Genomic DNA, 19,639 nt, shown 5'->3' with positions numbered 1-19,639 from the left:
CCGGGAGCCGAGGATGCACGGCACGTTCACGGGGGAGTACCGCGGCGTGTTGGCCGCGTCCGCCCGAACCGCGCGCACGTGCACGAGGTGGCCACGTTCGCTGCGTCCGCCCGCGGCGCCGGGGAACTGGCCCGATGACATGGCCCGGTGGACACAGCACCATCAGAAGCAGGACGATCCGCTGCCGCTGGACGGGCGCATCGTCGCCCTGGCCAGTCCCGGACTCACCGAGGACCGGCTGCGGGTCAGGCGACGGCCCAGTCGCGCAGTTGCCGGGCGGTCCGGGCGACACCCAGTGCTCCCGAGGCCGCGTCGCGGACCAGTGCGACGGCGGCCTTGGGCGGGTAGTCCAGGGCGCGTGCGTTGAGGGCCAGGTAGGCCTCGGTCGCGTGCCAGGCGAAGGCCTCGTTCGAGTGTTCCAGGCACGGCAGCCTCGCCAGGGTGTGCAGCAGGGCGGCGGCCTTGAGGTACAGCGAGCCGTAGATGTCCCGCTCCAACGCCCGGGCGTTGACCCGGGCGACGGCCGCATACAGCGGCCCCAAGTCGTCGACCTGCGGATCACCCTCGAGCAGCTCGGCGGCGTGCAGCAGGAACGCGACGTCGATCGGGTGGAGAGGTTCCTGCTCGCTCACGCGACGCGGCCCCGCTCCGGCCGCTCCAACTCCCGCCGCGCCTCCCGCTCGCTCGCCCGCTGCTCCGCGCCGGCGTCGATGCTGCTGGGCTCGGCCGCGAAAGCCGCCCCGCTGCGGGCCATGGACGCCCTGAAGCCTTCCAGGAACCGCCGCTCCACCGCGGTCGCCCGGTCGTAGGCGGCCGAGAGGATGTATTCCTGCATGCTGACCCCCGCCTGCTTGGCGGCCGCCGCGATGGCCGCCCGCTGCGCGGGGTCGGGGAAGCGCAGATTCATCGCCTTGGGATCCGACATGGCACCCACGGTACCAGCGGTACCATCCGCGGTCGACGCGGGACGGCGCGATGCCGGACCGAGCCGGATCGAACACCGCGGCCTGCGACCGGAAGCAGGACGATCCCGTACCGCTGGACCGGCGCGTCACCCACCTGGCCGGTCCCCGCCCCGTCGGGTACCGGCTGCCCCGCGTGCCGGAGACGGCGGCGCCGGGCGGCATCACGGCCTTGAGGCGCGGGCTGCAGTTCCCGGAGCGGGAGCGGCATGTCGCCGCCTCGGGCGACCGTCGGCAGGCAGGCGCCGGGACCCGCGTCGACGGAGCGGCACGGCCGCGGCGCTCACCGGTCTCATGACCCCCTCGGGCTGCTCAACGGCCCGAGCGCCTCTCCGACACCGGCACCGACCGCCCCGTGTCCGTGGCCGTGAATACGTCTCCGCGATCGAGTACCTGCCCGAATGTGGTTCTGCTGTGCGGACTTGAGGGGAGGGGACTGTCAGTGCACGACGCGGACCAGGCCTGGCGCCAGGCTGTTTGCCTGGGTCATGCCCCCAGATCCTCCTTCACGGGCAGGCACTCGGCGAGCAGGTCGACGACGTCGCGCCAGGCTCGCTGCGCGTGCTGTGGGTGGTAGCCGACGCCGGGGACCGTGGGGTGGTCGACCGGCGGGTGGTGGAAGGCGTGTAAGGCGCCGCCGTAGACCGTGAGGCGCCAGTCGACGCCCGCGGCCTGCATCTCGGCGGTGAACGCGTTCCGTTGCGCGGGCGGCATGATCGGGTCTTCCGACCCGACCCCGGCCCACACCGGGCAGCGAATGCGCGCTGCCTCGCCCGGTCGGCCCGTGGTCAGTGCGTTGACTGTCCCGATCGCGCGCAGGTTGACGCCGTCGCGCCCGAGTTCCAGCCCGACGGCGCCCCCGGTGCCGTAGCCGACGGCGGCGATCCGGTCGGGGTCGGTCCGCGGTTCGGTGCGCAACACGTCGAGCGCCGCATGGCCGATGCCCCGCATCCGGTCGGGATCAGCGAGCAGTGGCAGGCAACGGGCCAGCATCTCCTCGGGGTCGCCCAAATAGCGCCCGCCGTGAAGGTCGAAGGCCAGCGCTACATATCCCAGTTCGGCGAGAGCATCGGCCCGGCGGCGTTCGACGTCGCTGAGCCCCATGCCCTCTGGTCCGAGCAACACCGCGGGCCGGCGGTCGATACCGGCCGGGAGCGCGAGGTGCCCGATCATCGTCAAACCGTCCGCCGGGTACTCGACCGTACGCGTCGTAATCGCCGTCATGAGACTGGACTGTAGTGATCGCCGAGCTCGGCCCGGCCGGTGTTCTGCCGCTGGCGGAACAGCGCGCGTGTCCCTCTGAAATGCGGGGGCCGAGCCCTCAGGGCTTCAAGATCATCTCGTTGCCCCTTTGGCGCGTACCTCGGTCACACCCCAACCCGTCGGCTACTCCGCCAGCGGGCGCCACGTCCCCCTCCGGTTCCCCGCGATTCCACCCCGAGAACCCGCGAACCCGTCGGCTTGGCGGTGGGAGGAACTGTTCCGGGCCCGACGCCTCGACTGGCACGGGATGACCGTCTTTCTCCGGACTCTCTGATGTCTCATGAGACATCAGAGAGTCCGGTCAGGACTGCTCAGTAGCTGTTGTCGTACCGCTCTTGGGACTTGGGGATCGAACGTCGTGCCGATCGGGTGGCCCTCGAGTGCTCGGCGCATGCGAGGAGGCCCTTCTGAACAGCTCGCTGGTGTCGAATCACCGAGCATCAGGAAGCCCTGGTGTCGCAGGGCACCCGGCATGGCGATCACCGTTTACAACTGAAACTCTCGGGACACAGATGACCTGATTGATGCTTCTGACGTTCGGATTCCCTCCCTAGGGTCGCAGCGATTGCCGTCGAGCGTCGCATCATGATCCGCGACGCGTCAGAGGGGGAAACATGAGAACTGCGCGAACGCTTGCGCGTGCCGCCTGTGCCACCGTGGCGCTGGGCGCCGCCGCCTCACTGGGCGCCGGGACCGCTTCCGCCGCACCCGCCACCACCACCGCTACCTGCGCCTACCCGTACGTGTGCTTCGAGCGGTTGTCCGACGGGGCCATCATCGGTCGCTTCCAGGATGTCACCTCAACCTGGCAGTCGCTGCCCTCCCGACCGAGCAACGTCAAGATCATCAACACCCGTCGCGACGATGTCGCCTACATCCGCTACGCCAATGGATCCCAGGCCTGCGTCGCTCCGAACAGCACCCTCACCATCACAGGTTATGTGCTGACGGGCATTCGCATCTCCTCTTCCGCAACCTGCGCCTGAGCCGCGCCATCATCGACCGGGCACCGACCAAGGAGGAGACATGAAGACATCCCGTCGGACCGTCAAGCGAGTCGGGTGGGCTGCGGCAGTGGCCACCGGGCTCCTTGCCACCTCTGTGGGGACGGCGGTCGCCACCCCCACCGTCCCCACGGCCGCGGCCTCCCCGGCGCAGGCCACGGCGAGCTGTGCGTACCCCTACGTATGCCTGTTCAAGAACGGCGTCAAGATCGGTCAGTTCCAGGACGTCACCTCGGGTTACCAGAACCTCCCGTCCAGGCCTGTCGGGACATCCAGCTCACCCATCGTCGTCACCAACACCCGTCACGACGATGTCGCCTACATCCGGTTTTCCACCGGCACAACCGTGTGCCTCCCCCCGGAGTACACCACCAGCCTCACGGGAACGCTGACGGGCATCCGCATCTCCTCCTCCGCGACCTGCTGAGATCACGCAGGGCTCCCAGGAGAGAACAGGCGCAGCCGACTGCTGCCGAGGATGATCACACTGTGGGGAGCAGGTGGTCACCCGATCCTGTGAAGCGTCCTTTCCCTGACTCGTCCGGTGAACAGCCGATCATGCGTGTGGAACGTCATGCCGAGGCATCGGGACAACGGCCCGAGCTCCATTGCTGACCTGCCCACTGCGGAGGCTCCGGTTCTCGGAGAGGAACGTCATGATGACGGTAGCCGCGGCGTCGACCTGTTCCTGAAGGGCGCGGCTCCCCTCGCGGCTTCTGCACGGCTTGCGGAAGAACTCGACGAGTGCGGCGGCGTGCTGGTGCTGGAGTCCCCCCCCGCCGAGCTGGTTGCGGTTCGGGCGTCCCATTCGGTGAGGATCTTGGCGGCTCGGTGCATCGTGACCCGGCTGACCCCGGCCTCGCGGCAGAGATTGTTCTTGGTGAGCTTGCCGTCGGTGTGCTGGGGTCGGCCGGACAGGAGCCGTTCCATGGCGTCGCACAGAACCTGTTCGGTCTTGGTGAAGATGGTCACTGGCCGGCCTTCTTGAGCATCAGGGACACCTCGTTCAGCTGGGCGTCGAGCAGGGATCGCCGGTTGGCGGGGAGCCTGGGACCGGCTCGCAGCCGGTTCGGGGAGCTGCGTTCGGCCGTCCAGATGGGTAGGTGTTCAGGGCCGAGGATGCTGTTGGTGCAACGGGAAGGTCGGCAGCGGTCGAGGAGAGGGCCGCGGTGCCCTTCGGGAACGACGGCGTCCTCGAGGCACTCGGCCCCGAGGGCGTCGTCGTCGTTCATGGTGCAGTGGTTGAGCTTGCCGAAGCGGATGGAGAACCGGGTGCGCTGGAGTAGGTCGTGTTCGACTCGGAGGTCGCCGCGCTGGGCTTTGCCCGTGGCCCGCAGTTCGGCGGCCTTCTCGCGTACTGCGGAGAAGGCCTCGCACATGCGGTCGTCGCCGGGGCCGAAGCCGAGCATCCCGAGCAGGCGACGCAACTCGCTGACCTTCATCAGCCGGGCGAGAAGGAGACAGCCCACGGCTGTTGCGAACGCCCCGGCAACCAGCGCGCCCGAACGCCCTGGGCATCGCCCACCGGGAACGGTTCACTCAGCGCATGGCCCCCGCCGACATCGACGCGGCCGTCCGCGTCAGTCGGCAGGCGGTGCACACCACCCCGCAAAGCCGTCCCTTGTGCACGGCATACCAGTCGAATCCCGGCAACAATCTCGCCATCATGATCCGCCGGGCCGCCGAGGAAGCCCGCCGCGTCGCGCGCCGACTACCGGCCGCCGCGGGTCACCGTGCTCGACGCCTTGACCGTGTCCACCACAAGCCAGTGCTCCGAGCGGTAGTGGACCTCGTCACCCGCGTAGCCGAGCACGTAGTGGACGTCCCCGACCCGGTCCGGCAGGACGTCCTCCAGGACGAACGTTCCGTCCTCGGCGACCGGAACCGGCGGCAGGTCGGCGACCTCCGGGCCGTTCAGTCGCTGCACCGTGATCCGCGGCGCCTCGGTGGGTGCCAGTCCGTCCAGGTCCAGGCGTCCGGTCACCCTGAACGGCTCCCCGGCGACGGCCGGGCCGTGCGTCACGTCCACGAAGCGCGACGGGGCCAGGGCCTCCCGGGTCTGGATCGTGTGCAGCCAGAACCTGGTGCCCTCCTGGTTGGAGGTCACGACGAAGAGCTGTTGTCCGTCCCCGGAGAACTCCATGCCCCGCGGGACGACGCGGTGGCCCGCGGACTCGTCCTCGAAGCTGATGCGCAGCGGCTGCCGCTCGACCGACGGGTCGGCGAACGCCAGGGTCAGATCGGCGGCATCGCCCGACGCCGCGCCGCCCTGGGCGAACCACTTGCCGTCGGGACTGAAGGCGACGGCCGTGGGCGCCACGCCCTCCGGCAGCGGCGCGTAGTGGTTCTCGAGGAAGCGGGCGTCCTGGCCGCCGAGCAGCACGGTCCCCCGGACCCCGTCGGCCACCGCGAGGACGGAGCCGTCCGCGGAGAAGTCGGCGTCCCGGAAGTCCATGCCCCGGTCCGTGCCGTCCTCGGTGAACCGGCGCTCGCCCAGGAACTCCAGCAGGTTCCCGTCCGCTCCGTCCGTCACCCGGTAGATCCCCAGGTCGGGGTCGGCGGTCGGGGACCAGCGCTCCGGAGCGGTCACCAGAAGGCCTCCGGGCCCTCCCTCGAGATGGATCGGGGTGCTCGAGTACATGACCTCCCCGGCCTTGCCGCCCTCGGCCGTCGCGGCGACGCCGACACTGCCCAGCGCGTCGGCGCAGCCCTCGGGCGACGCGGCCGGCCGGCTGGTGAAGAACAACCGCCCGCCGGTGTGCACCAGCTCCCGCCCACAGCCGTCGGCCGGCGCCGGAATCGGATCGAGGGGGTACAAGGACCCGCTGTGGTGGGAGTAGTGCGCGATGTGGTCCGACTGCCCGGCATAGACCTTCGAGCCGTCCGGCTCCACCGCGACGCCGGACAGGGGGGCGGCCATGTGGGCGCTCGCGACGGCGCGCCCGACGCCCCCGTAGAGCACGCCGACCAGCTCGCCGTCCCGCGACCCGTCCGGATAGATCCGGTCCCCGGCGATCCACACGCGCCGGCCGACGTCGTCCACCGTCATCTGGGTGAACGACGCGGCCGACAGCTCCATGCCCGGGCCCGACGGCACCACGGTCGCCGCGGCGGTGTCCGGGGCGGCCCCCGGGGCCGCGGACGCGGTACCGGTGATCGTCGTCAGCGCCGACCCGGCCAGCGCGCCCGCCAGCAGCACCGTCGTCAGCCTGCTGCCTCTTCCCCACGTGTTCCTCAACGCTGGTCCCACTCCTGATGTCGGCGCGCCACCGCGGATCGGGCGACGCTCGTGTAGACATGAAAGTGTCGTCAATGAGCTGGGACAAGCCGTTTGTTGTCACCACCGTCTCACCGTGGGGGTCTGTCAAATGAACGGTGCAACCAGGGTGGTCGGGTTACTGACGGGCGGCTGAGAGCCGGCCGTCGAAGGTGATGTCGAAGGCGTTCAGTGCGGGCGTTCAGTGCGGTCTTCCGGCGCATGGTCCAGCGGGCCTGCCCCTTGCCCGGGGGATCGAGGGGCATGATCGCCGTGTAGGCGCACTTCAGGGCGGCTCGCTCGTCGGGAAAGTGGCCGCGGGTCTTGACGGCTGCTCGCAGGAGGTCCTCGAGCCAGATCATCGAGGCGCGGAGTTCGCGCCCGCGAGGTGGCTCTCGGGCGTCTTGTCGAAGCGTGTGGTGATGCCGCGCCAGTCCCTCAGTCGGTTGATCGGACGCCCGACGGCGTTGCGTTCCTTGCAGAGGCCGGCATCGTGGCAGCCGGGACGGCCGCCCCGGCTGCCCTTCTTCTCGCGGTGGGCGGCCCGGTCCTTCTTCTCCGGGATGACCGCCTTGATGGAGCGCTTTCACAAAGGGGGCCCGGCCGCCGTGCAGGTCGGCCGCGAAGTCGCCGGGGACCGGTCCGGTGCGGTCCACGACCTGGTCCCCGCACCGTCCTCCGAAGCTCGCCACGCTCGGCCCCGCCGACACGGGGAGCCGCCGATCGGTACGCCTTCCTCCCGGATCACCGGCAGCCGGCCCCGCGCGGTGCACGCTCCGCGGTGCCGCTTGCCGCGGATGGCACGGGCCCCCGAACGTCCCGTCCGGGAAACGGATGGGTCCCCGCGTACCCCGGCCGCCGTGGGCTCCGAGCGGCGGGCCGCCGGTGGACCGGGGACCGCCTCAGATGCCGCCGGAGAAGGTGTCGCAGCGGGCCGGGGAGCCCGTGGTGTACCCGGTGGTGAACCAGTGCACCCGCTGCCGGGAGCTGCCGTGGGTCCAGCCCTCCGGGTCGACGCGGCCCTGGACGCGCTCCTGGATGCGGTCGTCGCCGACGGCCGACGCGGCGTCAAGGGCTTCGCGGATGTCGTCGTCGGTGAACGGCCCGTCGTAGAAGCCGGTGGTGACGGCGTTCTTGGCCCAGACCCCGGCGTAGCAGTCGGCTTGCAGCTCCAGACGGACCGACGCGCTCTCGGCCCCCGCGCGGTCCCGGCCGACGCGGTTCATGGTGCCCAGCAGGTTCTGCACGTGATGGCCGTACTCGTGGGCGACGACGTACGCCTGCGCGAAGGGGCCGCCCTTGGCATCGAACGTCTCCTCGAGTTCCTGGAAGAACCCGAGGTCGAGGTAGACGCGGTGGTCGGCCGGGCAGTAGAACGGGCCCACGGCGGAACTCGCCCGGCCGCACCCCGTGCTCACCCCACCGGAGAACAGCACCGTCCGTGCCGGGGCGTACGACTGCCGGGTGTGCTCGGGGAGGGCGTCGCGCCAGTAACGCTGGACGCTGTTGACCACGCCCACCACCCGGCACTTCTCGGACTGGTCGGCATCACTGCCCTTGCGGCACCGGGCGCTCAGGTCCGACCCCTGCCGCGGCGCGGCGGAGTCCGAGCCGGTGCCGTCGAGGAGACCGGCGGGGTTGACGCCCAGGAGCAGCGCGACGATCACGGCGACGATGCCGACGACGCCGCCGCCGATGGCGAGCCCCCCTCCCGGGAAGCCGCTGCCACGGTCCTCGACCTGGGAGGCATCAAGATCCACATCGTCGCGGAAGTCCATCGTTCCTTCGTCTCCTGGGCGCCGGTGATCGCTCCCCAGTGCCCAGCGGCCCCGGGGGCACACCGGCCGGTCGCTCCCGGTGGCGACTTCCGAACACCCGCCGCGCCGGCCCGCGTGTCGACTTGCGGAACCCCGCCCTCACGTTACGGTCGATATGGGTGAACGCCCTGAAGGGGGACCTGAAGGAGGAACAGGCACATGGGCCTGAGGCGGTGGATCGGCACCTGGCCGGTGTACCGGCAGATCACGGGAGCGGACCGGCTGGGGCGGGGCAAGGCGGCCGAGTCCCGGCATTCGGCGGGGCTCGCGCCCCGCACGGACTCCGCAGACCGCGTGGTGACCTCCGTCTGCCCGTACTGCGCGGTGGGCTGCTCGCAGCGCGTCTACGTGAAGGACGAGCGGGTCGTCCAGATCGAGGGCAACCCGGACAGCCCGATCTCGCGGGGCCGCCTGTGTCCCAAGGGCTCGGCCAGCAAGCAGCTCGTCACCGGGCCCCAGCGTGAGCAGAAGGTGCTCTACCGGCCGCCGTACGGCACGGCCTGGCAGGAACTGGACCTCGCCACGGCCATGGACATGGTGGCCGACCGGGTGCTGGACGCGCGCCGCAAGGGCTGGCAGGACACCGACTCGGCCGGCCGTACGCTCCGCCGCACCATGGGCCTCGCCAGTCTGGGCGGCGCCACCCTCGACAACGAGGAAAACTACCTGATCAAGAAGCTGTTCACCGCTCTCGGCGCGATCCAGATCGAGAACCAGGCGCGTATTTGACACTCCGCCACCGTTCCCGGTCTGGGAACCTCCTTCGGACGCGGCGGTGCGACCGACTACCAGCAGGACCTGGCCAACGCCGACTGCATCGTCATCATGGGCTCGAACATGGCCGAGGCCCATCCGGTCGGGTTCCAGTGGGTGATGGAGGCCAAGGCGCGCGGCGCCAAGGTCATCCACATCGACCCGCGGTTCACCCGCACCAGCGCGCTGGCCGACCGGCACGTCACCCTGCGCGCGGGCACCGACATCGCCTTCCTCGGCGGCGTGATCAACTACATCCTGTCCCACGGGCTGGAGTTCCGGGAGTACGTGCAGGCGTACACCAACGCACCGTTCCTGCTGAACGAGCACTACCGGGACACCGAGGACCTGGACGGCCTGTTCAGCGGGTACGACCCGGCCACCGCCTCCTACGACTCCTCCAGCTGGGCGTACGAGAGCGTCCGGGCGGACGGGCACGCGGGTGACGCCCGGCACAAGGAGCAGTCCGCGCCGTACCAGCACGGCTCCGGCGGACCGTCCGTGGAGGGCGGCGCGGGACCCCTCGCGAGCGACCCGACGCTGGAGCATCCCCGCTGTGTGTTCCAGGTGCTCAAACGGCACTTCTCCCGCTACACGCCCGAGATGGTGGAGCGGATCTGCGGCGTGCCCCGGGAGCAGTTCCTGGAGGTGTGCCGGGCCTGGACCGAGAACTCGGGCCGGGAGCGCACCGCGGCGCTGGTGTACAGCGTGGGCTGGACCCAGCACTCCGTCGGCTCCCAGTACATCCGGGCCGGGTCGATCATCCAGATGCTGCTGGGCAACATCGGCCGTCCCGGCGGCGGGGTCTTCGCGCTGCGCGGACACGCCAGCATCCAGGGGTCCACGGACATCCCGACCCTGTTCAACCTGCTGCCCGGCTACCTGCCGATGCCGGACACCACCCACGAGGACCTGTCCGGCTACCTGGACAACATCCGCAGCCCCGGCCAGAAGGGGTTCTGGAGCAACGCGGACGCCTACACGGTCTCGCTGCTGAAGGAGTACTGGGGCGAGGCGGCGACGGCGGAGAACGACTACTGCTTCGACTACCTGCCGCGGATCAACGGCGACCACGGCACCTATCGCACCACCATGGACATGATCGACGGGAAGGTCTTCGGCTACTTCCTGCTCGGTCAGAACCCGGCGGTGGGTTCGTCCCACGGCCGTCTGCAGCGGCTGGCCATGGCCAACCTGGACTGGCTGGTCGTCCGCGACCTCACCATGATCGAGAGCGCCACGTTCTGGAAGGACTCCCCCGAGATCGAGACCGGGGAGATCGTGCCCGAGCGCTGCCGCACCGAGGTCTTCTTCTTCCCCGCCGCCTCGCACGTGGAGAAGTCCGGCACCTTCACCCAGACCCAGCGGATGCTGCAGTGGCGGGACCAGGCCGTCGAGCCGAGCGGCGACCAGCGCTCGGAGCTGTGGTTCTTCTACCACCTCGGCAGGCTCCTCAAGGAGAAGCTGGCCGGTTCGGCCGACGAGCGCGACCGCCCCGTCCTCGACCTCGCCTGGGACTACCGGATCGAGGGCGACGAGCCGAGCGCGGCCGACGTGCTGCGCCACATCAACGGCATCGACCTGCGCAGCAACCGCACGGTCGGCGGCTACACCGACCTCAAGGCGGACGGCAGCACCGCCTGCGGCTGCTGGATCTACAGCGGGGTCTACGCCGACGAGGTCAACCAGGCCCGGCGTCGCAAGCCCCGGTCCGAGCAGGGGCCGTACGAGACGGAATGGGGTTGGACCTGGCCGCTGAACCGGCGCGTGCTGTACAACCGCGCCTCGGCCGACCCGCAGGGGCGGCCCTGGAGCGAGCGCAAGGCCCTGGTGTGGTGGGACGAGGAGCGGGGCGAGTGGACCGGGCACGACATCCCGGACTTCGAACGGACCAAGCCGCCCGCCTACCGGCCCCCCGAGGGGGCCTCGGGCCCCGAGGCCCTCGCCGGTGACGACGCGTTCATCATGATGGCGGACGGCAAGGCGTGGCTGTTCGCCCCGACCGGGCTGGCGGACGGTCCGCTGCCCACCCACTACGAACCGCACGAGTCGCCGGTGCGCAACCTGCTGTACGGGCAGCAGGGCAACCCGACGCGCAAGGTGTACGGACGCCCCGACAACCCGTCCAACCCCGCCCCGCCCGAGGGGCACAGCGAGGTGTTCCCCTTCGTGTTCACGGCGGCGCGGCTCACCGAGCACCACACCGCGGGCGGCATGAGCCGTCAGCTGCCGTACCTGTCGGAGCTGCAACCGGAGCTGTTCGTGGAGGTGTCGCCCGAGCTGGCGAGGGAACGCGGTCTGCGCCACCTGGACTGGGCCCATGTGATCACCAGCCGGACCGCGGTGGACGCCCGGGTCGTGGTCACCGACCGGCTGGCGCCCCTGCGGGTCGAGGACCGGACCGTGCACCAGGTCTGGATGCCCTACCACTGGGGATCCACGGGGCTCACCAGCGGCGACGTCGTCAACGACCTGATCGGCGTGGTGGTGGACCCGAACGTGTTCATTCAGGAGAGCAAGGTGCTGACCTGCGACATCCGTCCCGGCCGCCGGCCGAGGGGTCCCGCCCTGCTGCAGTACGTGCGGGACTACCGCCGCCGGGCCGGGATCACCACGGAGACCGGCGCCCACGTCATGACGACGGACGGCGACCACCGGCCGGCCCACACCGAACCGCAGGGCCCGGAGGAATCCCCATGATGGACGAGAACAGCCTGTACGGCCCCCTCCCCGACCCCGCCGCGGACGCCGGCCACCCCGACCCGCCGCCCCGGGTGGGTTTCTTCACCGACACCTCCGTGTGCATCGGCTGCAAGGCGTGCGAGGTGGCGTGCAAGGAGTGGAACGACGTTCCCGAGGACGGCCTCGACCTGCTGGGCATGTCGTTCGACAACACCGGCATGCTCGGCGCGAGCTCCTGGCGGCACGTCGCCTTCGTCGAGCAGCAGCGTCCACTGGGACGGCAGGAGACGGGGCTGTCCGGCCTGCCCACCGGTCCCTCCGGCACCGAGGCCACGGACCGGGTGGTGGGCGACGCCCTGCGCGACGCCGAGCGGGGTGGCGGCGAGCTGGGCACCGGCCCGGTCGATCTCGGCTTCCCCTCCTTCGACCTGCCCGGCGCCACCGACGGCGCCGGGGCCCGCACCGAGTTCCGCTGGCTGATGTCCTCCGACGTGTGCAAGCACTGCACCCACGCGGGCTGTCTCGACGTGTGTCCCACCGGGGCGCTGTTCCGCACCGAGTTCGGCTCGGTCGTGGTGCAGCCCGACATCTGCAACGGCTGCGGCTACTGCGTCTCCGGCTGCCCCTACGGGGTCATCGACCGGCGGCCCGACGACGGGCGCGCGTGGAAGTGCACCCTGTGCTACGACCGGCTGCGCGGGGACCTGGAGCCCGCCTGCGCCAAGGCGTGCCCCACGGACTCCATCCAGTTCGGCCCGCTCGACGAGCTGCGGGAGCGGGCCGACCGGCGACTGGCGGAACTGCACGAGGCGGGGGTGGACGAGGCACGGCTGTACGGCCGCGACCCCGACGACGGTGTGGGCGGCGACGGCGCGTTCTTCCTGCTGCTGGACGATCCGGAGGTGTACGGGCTGCCGCCGGACCCGGTCGTGCCCACCCGGGACCTGCCGTCCATGTGGAAGCACGCCGCGGTGGCCGCCTCGGCCCTGCTGGCCGCGTCCGCCGCCGTCTTCTGGCAGGGGGGCCGGCGATGAGCGAGGACGACGGGGCCCCGCGCGGCGACGCCGGGACCGGCGGCGTGCACGCGCACACGTCCGGGTCCGGCGCCCGGGAGACACGCGACGAACGGCCCGAGTTCCGCTCCTACTACGGCCGGCCGGTGCTGAAACCGCCGGTGTGGAAGTGGGAGGTGCCGGCCTACCTGTTCACCGGCGGGCTGTCGGCCGGCTCCGCCCTGCTCGCCGCCGGCGCCGACCTCACGGGGCGTCCCGCCCTGCGCCGGGCGGGACGCCTGGGCGGTTTCGGCGCGCTCCTGGCCAGCACCGGACTGCTGATCGCGGACCTCGGCCGACCCGAGCGGTTCCACCACATGCTGCGGGTCGCCAAGCCCAGCTCGCCGATGTCCGTCGGCACCTGGATCCTCGTGGCCTACGGGCCCGGCAGTGGTCTGGCCGCCGCGGCCGAGATGCTGCCCGCATCACTGCGCGCGAGCCTGCCCGGCCGGCTGTTGAGCCGGGCCGCCCGGCCGGCCGGTCTGTCCGCGGCCGCCTTCGCCCCGCCCCTGGCCGCGTACACGGCCGTGCTGCTCTCCCAGTCGGCCGTACCGGCCTGGCACGACGCCCGCCGGCACCTTCCCTTCCTGTTCACCGGGTCGGCGGCGGCGGCCGCCGCCGGGCTCGGCATGCTGACGGTGCCGCCGGCCGAGGCGGGCCCCGCCCGCCGGCTCGGTGCGATCGGCGCGGCGGCGGAAGTCGTCACGGCCCGGCTCGTCGAGCACCGGCCCGGTCTGGTGCCCCGGGCGTACACCACCGGCCGGGCGGGGCGGCTGCGCCGGGCCTCGGAGTGCCTGACGCTGGCGGGAGCGCTCGCGACCGTGTCCGTCGCCCGACGCAGCCGCCCCGCCGCGGCCGCGGCGGGACTGGCACTGCTGGCCGGGAGCGCCCTGCAGCGCTTCGGCACCTTCGAGGCGGGCGTCGCCTCCACCAAGGACCCCGCCTACGTCGTCGTCCCGCAGCGCGCACGCCTGGACGCGGCCGACGCCGGCCGGGAGGCCCCCTGACGGCACCGCCGGCCAGTGGTCCGGGTTCCGGTGGACACTGTGGGCGCAGTCCGGAAACACCCGGTGCGATCACGGCCGTCCAGGGCTTCACCGTTCAGAGCCGGTCCGTTCCGCCAGGTCGGGCCCCTTCGCCAACGGTGGCCCGGTGGTCCGCAACCTGCTGGTCCGGTGATGGACGGTGCCGGTCAGGGGCCTGCGGGGCGGGGGTGTTTTCCGCCGCCCGGGGGAGGCACCGCCGGTGCCGTACCGTCACGCCCTCGTCTCCACCGGGCCGGAGCCCACACCGGTGGCCTGCTCCAGGTCTTCCAGCACCTTGCCCAGGGCGGCCGGCCTCGCCGTGGAGGCCCTGTTCTCGTACGCGGCGCACTGGCGGCGGATGCTCGCGCCACTCCTGGGCGCGCTGGAGCCGAAGTGCGACAACACCTCCTGCTGGCGGGGCGTACTCCGCGAGGCGGCCAAGTATTTCGCCGAGGGAACCAACTGGTGAGGAGCCGTGCATGAAACGGCGTCCTGTAAGGGAGTGGGGGGCAGGACTTGATGTCCTCGACTGATGCCGCGTTCGAGATCTCGTCGTAGGACGATCGGGCGGTGACTCGGTCCCCGGACCATGACCGCTCCCTTGAAGAGCTTGAACACGACCGCTGGCCGGTCCCGCCGGCCGACGCCCCCCGTCTTGTCGCTGCCGCGCCGCCGAACACCTTGTCTTTCTGGCTGAACCACCGGTCGTTGCCGTTGTCCCGGACACCGGCGAGGCGGTCCGTTTCGATGAGCGTGCCGTCGAGGATCACATGGGTCGTCCTCGCGCGTCAGCCGTGGCCCAGGACCTCGTGCAGGTCCGGGACCTGGGCGGCGAGCAGACGCGAGAGGTGGTCCACGACGTGGCGCGGGACGCCGAGCGCGGCACCATGGGTGACCAACGTGAAGCCTCTGGTGAACACGGACGTGATCTTGTGTTGGTACCTGTCCCACCAGTGGTTTTACGTCTGTCCTCGGCCGGCCCAGTCCGTCCGGCCTGCTCACGCATGGAGTGGTTCATGCCGCTTCGCGTAGGTCATTTCGCTGAGAAAACTCACTGGTCGGCTGTCTACCAGGGCGCTGCCGGCAACTGGGTTCCGCTGCTTCGGGTGCACCTCGGATGCCGGGTGTCTGGAAAGACCAGCTAGCTTGAGCGGGCGCAGCTTCCCCGATCGGCGCTCTGTGGACCGTCGCTGGACGGGCGGATGTCGAAGTCGAAGATGGCGGTGGGCAGATAGAGCGTGGCACAGGAGTTGGGGATGTCGACCACGCCGCTGAAGCGGCCTTCGATCGGGGCGGCTCCGAGGAGCAGGTAGGCCTGCTCAGGTGAGTAGCCGAACTTGGTCAGGTACTCGATCGCGTTCAGGCAGGCCCGCCGATAGGCGACGTGTGAGTCGAGGTAGTGCTGGCGGCCGTCTTCGTCGACGGAGATGCCGACGAAGGTGAGGAACTCGCTGTAGCGCGGCTCGACGTTGCCGGGGTAGAACACGGGGTTCGTCGTCACCCCGTAGGTCTGCATGCCGCCCTTGATGAGGTCGACGCCGAGATCGAGGTAGCCGCCCATCTCGATTGCGCCGCAGAAGGTGATCTCGCCGTCGCCCTGGCTGAAGTGCAGGTCACCGGCGGACAGTTTGCCACCCTCGACATACACCGGCAGGAAGATCCGGGCGCCACGGGTGAGGTTCTTGATGTCCTGGTTGCCGCCGTTCTCGCGTGGCGGCGCGGTGCGTGCCGCCTCCCGTGCAGCACGCTCGAACGCGTCGCCTTCCAGCGTGCCGAGGATTGCCCCTTGCGGATCCGGCGGCAACGCGAGCGGGGGCACCCGGTCGGGATCGGTCGCGATGAGCTCGGCTTCCCGGGCGTTCCACTGGCCGAGCAGGTCGTGCGACGGGGCGGTGCCGATGATGCCTGGGTGGGTGATGCCGGTGAAGCGCACGCCGGGCAGGTGGCGGGAGGTCGCGATCTGCCCGTGGAAGTCCCAGACCGCCTTGTATGCGTCCGGGAAGTGCTCGGTGAGGAAACCGCCGCCGTTGGCCTTGGCAAAGATGCCCGTGTAGCCCCAGCCCTGGCCGGCGACCGGCCCGGTCTCCTGCGGAACGGGACCGATGTCGAGGATGTCGACCACCAGCAGGTCACCGGGCTGCGCACCCTCGACGGCGATCGGTCCGCTCAGAGGATGGACCATCGAGAGATCGAGGTCGCGGATGTCGTTGGCGGAGTCGTCGTTGTGAACCGTCCCGTCGAACCACTCCCGGCATTCGAGGCGGAACTCGGTGCCGGGCCGAACGGTCGCCACCGGCGGGATGTCAGGGTGCCAGCGGTTGTGCGGCGGGACTGCCTGGTCGTAGAACGACCGGGACTGGTCGACGCTGAAGAGCACTTCGGGCATCTGTCGCTCCTTGCCTGTGGGTCACGGCCTCGGGAGGCGTGCGTGCAGTGGATTCGGCGGATGAGCGTTACGACGGGGTGGTGCGGGCATGTGGTGTTGCACCGTCGGCTCGTGCGCGCTGGCCGCGGCAGCGTCGCGCACCCGTCGCAGGACGGAGTGGGGCGAGGTGATGGCGGGCGGGGCGTATACACGCGTCGCCGCTCCGCCGCATGTGGCGCACGCCGGCTCATGTATCGGGGCGTCGATCGGACGGACGACCTCGAACACGCCGCACTGCCCGCACGCGTAGTCGTACCTCGCCATGTGAGAGCCTCCGCGTCACATTCGGGCGGACCAGGGGCATGATGGCGCTAGCCGAACTTCCCCACCGCCGCTGAAGCAAATTGTGAGGGTTTGAGCGTAACGGTCGTTCAACGGCGTAGCTGACCGACTCGGTGTGGGATAACTCCATTGGAGGTGGCGGCGCGCAGACGGGGGTCGCGCTGTGTTCGACAGGTCCAATAGAGCCGGAATCGTTCCGGACGTGGTCCGCCTGTCCAAGTCCATCGGCGGGTACGGGACGCCCATGGCACTCACCTTGTCGCGTCCCTGGTACGACGTGTGGAAGCCGGACGAGCACAACGGCACCTTCCGCGGCTACGACCCCGCCTTCGTCACGGTGCCCGCGCGCTGGAGGTGTTCTGGTCCGACGGCGCGATGGAGGCCCGGACCACCGCGCTGGGCGAACGCGTGGGCCGCGTCCTCGCCGCGACCGCCCGGCGCCACGGACTGCCCGCGCCGCGCGGACGCGGACTGGCGTGGGGCCTGCCTTCGACCGTCCGGGCGCGGCTCGCGAGGTGTGCGACGCCGCCTACCGGGGCGGCCTGCTGACGGAGACGGCCGGGCCGCACGACGAGGTGGCCAAGGCCCTGCCGCCGCTGACCGTGGCGGACGGGCAACTGGAACAGGGCCGGGGATGCTCGACGAGGCCGTCGGCCATCGCCGTTCTCGCCTCCCTGACCGCGCTGCCCGCGCTCCTCGCGAAGCTGGGACGCTGGGTCGACCGGCTGCGGGTGCCCTTCCTGTGACGGTTGACCATGCGCTCGGGCGACTCGAAGCTGTGGCCGGTGCTGCTGCGGCCCGCCCTGGTGCGACCAGTGCTCACGCTCGTGGTGTCCGTCGGCGCCCTGCTGCTGCTCGCCCTGCCGGCCCTCGACATGAAGCTGAAGCAGCCCGGCTCCGACGACCTGTCCCGGGACATCCCCGTCGTCCGGGCGATGGACCGGCTCACCGAGGCCTTCCCCAGCAAGGGCACCGTGCACCAGGTGGCGGTACGCGCCCCCGCCGACCGGGCCGCCGACGTCGAGGCAGCCCTCGGCAGGCTGCTGAAGCGCACCGCGGGGAACGACCTGTTCGCCCACGACCAGACGCCCACGATCCGCACGTCGGCGGACAATCGGGTGCACACCGTCCAGGTCGGCACGCCGCACTCGCCCAAGAGCGACGGCGCTCGCGACTCCTCGAACTGCTGCGGGACTGGGTGCCCCAGGCGATGGAGGGCGTGCCGGGGGCCGAGAGCGCGGTCGGCGGCAAGGTCGCCCAGGGCCTCGACTTCACCGGCCACCTGGAGGACCGGATGCCGTGGGTGGTGGGCTTCGTCCTGCTGCTGACCTTCGTCACCATGGTCCTCATCTTCCGGTCACTGGCCGTGGCGCTCTCCGCGATCCTGCTCAACCTGCTGTCGGCCGCGGCCTCGTTCGGTGTCCTCGTCGCGGTCTTCCAACACACCTGAGCCGAAGGGGCTGCTGGACTTCCACAGCTCCGGAGCGGTCGTCTCCTGGCTGCCGCTGTTCCTCTTCGTGGTGCTGTTCGGCATCTCGATGGACTACCACGTCTTCGTCGTGAGCCGGATCCGCGAGACCGCCCAGAACGGAGCGACCGTCAAGGACGCCGTCCGCGAGGGCATCACCCGCTCCGCCGGGGTCGTCACCAGCGTGGCGATCGTCATGGTCGGGGTCTTCTCGATCTCCGGCACGCTGAGCATGGTCGAGTTCAAGCAGCTCGGCGTGGGCCTGGCGGCGGCGATCCTGCTGGACGCCATGGTGATCCGGGCCTTCGTCCTGCCGGCCCTGATGACCGCGCTGGGCAAGTGGAACTGGTGGCCGGACGACCGCTCGACGGGCCGCGGCGACCAGCACGCCACGGGCTCCGACGACACCCGCCAGCTGCGCCCGGTCCCGGCCGCCCAGCCGCACTACGCGGGAGCGCAGCACCAGCAGCCGTACGCGAACCAGCAGCCTTACACGAACCGGCAGTCCTACGCGGACCAGTAGCCGTACGTGGACCGGCAGGACTACTCCGGCAGCAGGGTTGTGCCCCCTTCGGCACCCCGCACCAGCTCCAGCAACCGCAGCACCGCGACCACCGACCTGACTCCTGGCAGTAGCGGCAGGAAGCAGGTTCCTCCGAGGAGGAGGGAGGGCAGCTTGTACATCCCCCGGCGGGCGCCCTCTCTCCTCCGGTGATCGACCACAGCGGTCCCTTGGGCCTTCTTGGCCTCGGCAGCCGGCTCCTGACCGGCGTTCTGTGCGTGGTGGTCGGCCGGGTCATCGTCACCGCCCGGCTCCAGCGGACCGCGACGCCTGGGCACAGTTCTGGGTCGTGCTCCTGAACACGGTGGTCGGCGGGATCACCATGTGGATGCGACCGAGCCCTTATGTCGTCGCCGCACACTTCATCGCCGCTGCTGCTCACGACCGCGGTTGTGACGGAGCAGTGATCTTCAGGGGGCTGGGCTGCCCTGTTCTGGTGTCCCATTGGCTGACCAACTGATGCGGCCGGCCGCCCGAGCGATCAGGAGGGGACATGGACCCAGTCACGGCGGATTCAGGTGGAGCCGAGGCACAGGCCCGTGAGGAAGTGCTGGCAGCGATTACGCGGCAGGCCCGTTCGGTGGGGAGCAGACGGATGCCGAGGCGTCCCGGACTTGGAGCACCTGGCCCGTGCACTGGCGGCCCTCCGCGGTCGTGGCACCACTCAGGAGGGCGATACGGACGCCGCTGCCGGTCTGCAGATGACGGGCCCCGGGCAGGAACGGCCGGGCGGTCGCAAGGTCGGCCTGGCCCTGGAGCGGTAGCGCGAGAGCGGGGGCGGAACAAATGCCCCAACCCCAAGCAGGCACACACGACACTCCTGGCCTGGCACAGGCTGGAGGCCGCGCACCATGACAGCGGCCCCTGTCCGACCCCGCTGTTCGTCGAAGCGGCGGCGTCGGCGATCCACTGCCCCAGGGGAAACGGCGAGCGTGGCCGGCCACCCTTCGGTTTCCGTCTCCTGGTTGTCGTGGGCGGGGACGCGACAGGTGAAGGGGATCTTCAGGTCGCCGTGGAGCGGTGGTAGATGGCGGCGGCTTCGATACCGCGGCGCCAGTGCTGGTGTTCGGGGTTGATCACACGACCGC

At 70.8% G+C, this 19,639-nt stretch carries 22 protein-coding genes and 2 pseudogenes; 12 read left to right on the top strand and 12 right to left on the bottom strand.

The window, feature by feature from the left end; all coding sequences use genetic code 11:
- Positions 1–245: 245 nt before the first annotated feature.
- Both CP969_RS02675 and CP969_RS02670 read right to left on the bottom strand, forming a co-directional pair.
- Positions 246–632, bottom strand: a complete 387-nt coding sequence (locus tag CP969_RS02675; RefSeq protein ID WP_016828030.1) for a hypothetical protein — start codon at positions 630–632, stop codon at positions 246–248.
- The gene (locus CP969_RS02670; protein WP_016828031.1) at positions 629–925 is read right to left on the bottom strand and encodes a type II toxin -antitoxin system TacA 1-like antitoxin; all 297 of its coding nucleotides are present in this window, start codon (positions 923–925) and stop codon (positions 629–631) included. The genes CP969_RS02675 and CP969_RS02670 overlap by 4 nt, the downstream gene beginning before the upstream one ends.
- A 50-nt stretch (positions 926–975) precedes the next feature.
- Between CP969_RS02670 and CP969_RS02665 the strand changes: the two genes are divergently transcribed.
- Positions 976–1,260, top strand: coding sequence for a hypothetical protein (locus CP969_RS02665; protein ID WP_016828032.1), 285 nt, complete (start codon positions 976–978; stop codon positions 1,258–1,260).
- Between the two features lie 188 nt (positions 1,261–1,448).
- Here CP969_RS02665 and CP969_RS02660 read toward each other — a convergent pair whose 3' ends face one another.
- Positions 1,449–2,186, bottom strand: a complete 738-nt coding sequence (locus CP969_RS02660) for a dienelactone hydrolase family protein (protein WP_004993126.1) — start codon at positions 2,184–2,186, stop codon at positions 1,449–1,451.
- 653 nt (positions 2,187–2,839) lie between these two features.
- On the opposite strand from CP969_RS02660, the gene CP969_RS02655 reads away from it, so the two are divergent.
- Complete coding sequence (locus CP969_RS02655; protein ID WP_050793829.1) at positions 2,840–3,211, top strand: hypothetical protein; 372 nt, start codon at positions 2,840–2,842, stop codon at positions 3,209–3,211.
- 40 nt (positions 3,212–3,251) lie between these two features.
- Complete coding sequence (locus CP969_RS02650) at positions 3,252–3,656, top strand: hypothetical protein (protein ID WP_004993129.1); 405 nt, start codon at positions 3,252–3,254, stop codon at positions 3,654–3,656.
- A 227-nt stretch (positions 3,657–3,883) separates the two neighbouring features.
- Here the strand turns inward: CP969_RS02650 and CP969_RS33105 are convergent, their stop codons facing one another.
- From CP969_RS33105 to ypfJ, 6 genes and pseudogenes are all read right to left on the bottom strand, one after another.
- Positions 3,884–4,201, bottom strand: a complete 318-nt coding sequence (locus tag CP969_RS33105) for a hypothetical protein (RefSeq protein WP_078495477.1) — start codon at positions 4,199–4,201, stop codon at positions 3,884–3,886.
- Positions 4,198–4,698, bottom strand: coding sequence for a hypothetical protein (locus CP969_RS02640; protein ID WP_039831349.1), 501 nt, complete (start codon positions 4,696–4,698; stop codon positions 4,198–4,200). The genes CP969_RS33105 and CP969_RS02640 overlap by 4 nt, the downstream gene beginning before the upstream one ends.
- Positions 4,699–4,940: 242 nt before the next feature.
- On the bottom strand, positions 4,941–6,467 hold the full coding sequence (locus tag CP969_RS02635) for a WD40 repeat domain-containing protein (protein WP_223887033.1): 1,527 nt from the start codon (positions 6,465–6,467) through the stop codon (positions 4,941–4,943).
- Between the two features lie 110 nt (positions 6,468–6,577).
- A pseudogene (locus tag CP969_RS33645) lies at positions 6,578–6,808 on the bottom strand (hypothetical protein); the annotation flags it as partial.
- A gap of 6 nt (positions 6,809–6,814) precedes the next feature.
- A pseudogene (locus CP969_RS34560) lies at positions 6,815–7,071 on the bottom strand (IS5/IS1182 family transposase); the annotation flags it as partial.
- Positions 7,072–7,387: 316 nt separating this feature from the next.
- Complete coding sequence (ypfJ, locus tag CP969_RS02625; RefSeq protein ID WP_016828037.1) at positions 7,388–8,263, bottom strand: KPN_02809 family neutral zinc metallopeptidase; 876 nt, start codon at positions 8,261–8,263, stop codon at positions 7,388–7,390.
- Between the two features lie 198 nt (positions 8,264–8,461).
- Here ypfJ and fdh point away from each other — a divergent pair, with 198 nt between their 5' ends.
- From fdh to CP969_RS02605, 4 genes are all read left to right on the top strand, one after another.
- On the top strand, positions 8,462–11,755 hold the full coding sequence (gene fdh, locus CP969_RS02620) for a formate dehydrogenase (protein ID WP_150474890.1): 3,294 nt from the start codon (positions 8,462–8,464) through the stop codon (positions 11,753–11,755).
- Entirely contained in the window at positions 11,752–12,771 is a 1,020-nt protein-coding gene (locus tag CP969_RS02615; protein ID WP_026085498.1) for a 4Fe-4S dicluster domain-containing protein, read from the top strand. Before fdh ends, CP969_RS02615 begins: the two co-directional genes overlap by 4 nt.
- The gene (nrfD, locus tag CP969_RS02610) at positions 12,768–13,796 is read left to right on the top strand and encodes an NrfD/PsrC family molybdoenzyme membrane anchor subunit (protein WP_109542174.1); all 1,029 of its coding nucleotides are present in this window, start codon (positions 12,768–12,770) and stop codon (positions 13,794–13,796) included. Before CP969_RS02615 ends, nrfD begins: the two co-directional genes overlap by 4 nt.
- Before the next feature lie 238 nt (positions 13,797–14,034).
- Positions 14,035–14,283, top strand: a complete 249-nt coding sequence (locus tag CP969_RS02605; protein ID WP_026085499.1) for a hypothetical protein — start codon at positions 14,035–14,037, stop codon at positions 14,281–14,283.
- Positions 14,284–14,602: 319 nt separating this feature from the next.
- On the opposite strand, the gene CP969_RS34555 is transcribed toward CP969_RS02605, so the two are convergent.
- From CP969_RS34555 to CP969_RS34550, 3 genes are all read right to left on the bottom strand, one after another.
- A complete protein-coding gene (locus tag CP969_RS34555) occupies positions 14,603–14,734 on the bottom strand; it encodes a hypothetical protein (RefSeq protein ID WP_016828042.1) in 132 nt (43 codons plus the stop codon).
- 221 nt (positions 14,735–14,955) lie between these two features.
- The gene (fmdA, locus tag CP969_RS02600) at positions 14,956–16,200 is read right to left on the bottom strand and encodes a formamidase (protein ID WP_016828043.1); all 1,245 of its coding nucleotides are present in this window, start codon (positions 16,198–16,200) and stop codon (positions 14,956–14,958) included.
- Between the two features lie 21 nt (positions 16,201–16,221).
- Positions 16,222–16,503, bottom strand: a complete 282-nt coding sequence (locus CP969_RS34550; protein WP_078495478.1) for an FmdB family zinc ribbon protein — start codon at positions 16,501–16,503, stop codon at positions 16,222–16,224.
- A 494-nt stretch (positions 16,504–16,997) separates the two neighbouring features.
- Between CP969_RS34550 and CP969_RS33635 the strand changes: the two genes are divergently transcribed.
- The 5 genes from CP969_RS33635 (at position 16,998) to CP969_RS33620 (ending at position 19,011) form a co-directional block, all read left to right on the top strand.
- Positions 16,998–17,267: a hypothetical protein gene (locus tag CP969_RS33635; protein ID WP_016828044.1), complete on the top strand. Its 270-nt coding sequence runs from the start codon at positions 16,998–17,000 to the stop codon at positions 17,265–17,267.
- A gap of 3 nt (positions 17,268–17,270) precedes the next feature.
- Positions 17,271–17,849, top strand: a complete 579-nt coding sequence (locus CP969_RS33630) for an MMPL family transporter (protein WP_223887032.1) — start codon at positions 17,271–17,273, stop codon at positions 17,847–17,849.
- On the top strand, positions 17,741–17,971 hold the full coding sequence (locus CP969_RS34185) for an MMPL family transporter (protein ID WP_263407167.1): 231 nt from the start codon (positions 17,741–17,743) through the stop codon (positions 17,969–17,971). The genes CP969_RS33630 and CP969_RS34185 overlap by 109 nt, the downstream gene beginning before the upstream one ends.
- Positions 17,940–18,512: an MMPL family transporter gene (locus tag CP969_RS33625; RefSeq protein WP_216087564.1), complete on the top strand. Its 573-nt coding sequence runs from the start codon at positions 17,940–17,942 to the stop codon at positions 18,510–18,512. The genes CP969_RS34185 and CP969_RS33625 overlap by 32 nt, the downstream gene beginning before the upstream one ends.
- Positions 18,513–18,840: 328 nt before the next feature.
- Complete coding sequence (locus CP969_RS33620; RefSeq protein ID WP_223887178.1) at positions 18,841–19,011, top strand: hypothetical protein; 171 nt, start codon at positions 18,841–18,843, stop codon at positions 19,009–19,011.
- Positions 19,012–19,639: the final 628 nt, after the last annotated feature.

This window comes from Streptomyces viridosporus T7A, from assembly GCF_008704515.1.
In the GTDB taxonomy this organism is placed as follows: Bacteria; Actinomycetota; Actinomycetes; order Streptomycetales; family Streptomycetaceae; genus Streptomyces; species Streptomyces viridosporus.
Note: the sequence above shows the minus strand (reverse complement) of the source record. Positions and strands in the feature narration are given on the sequence as shown.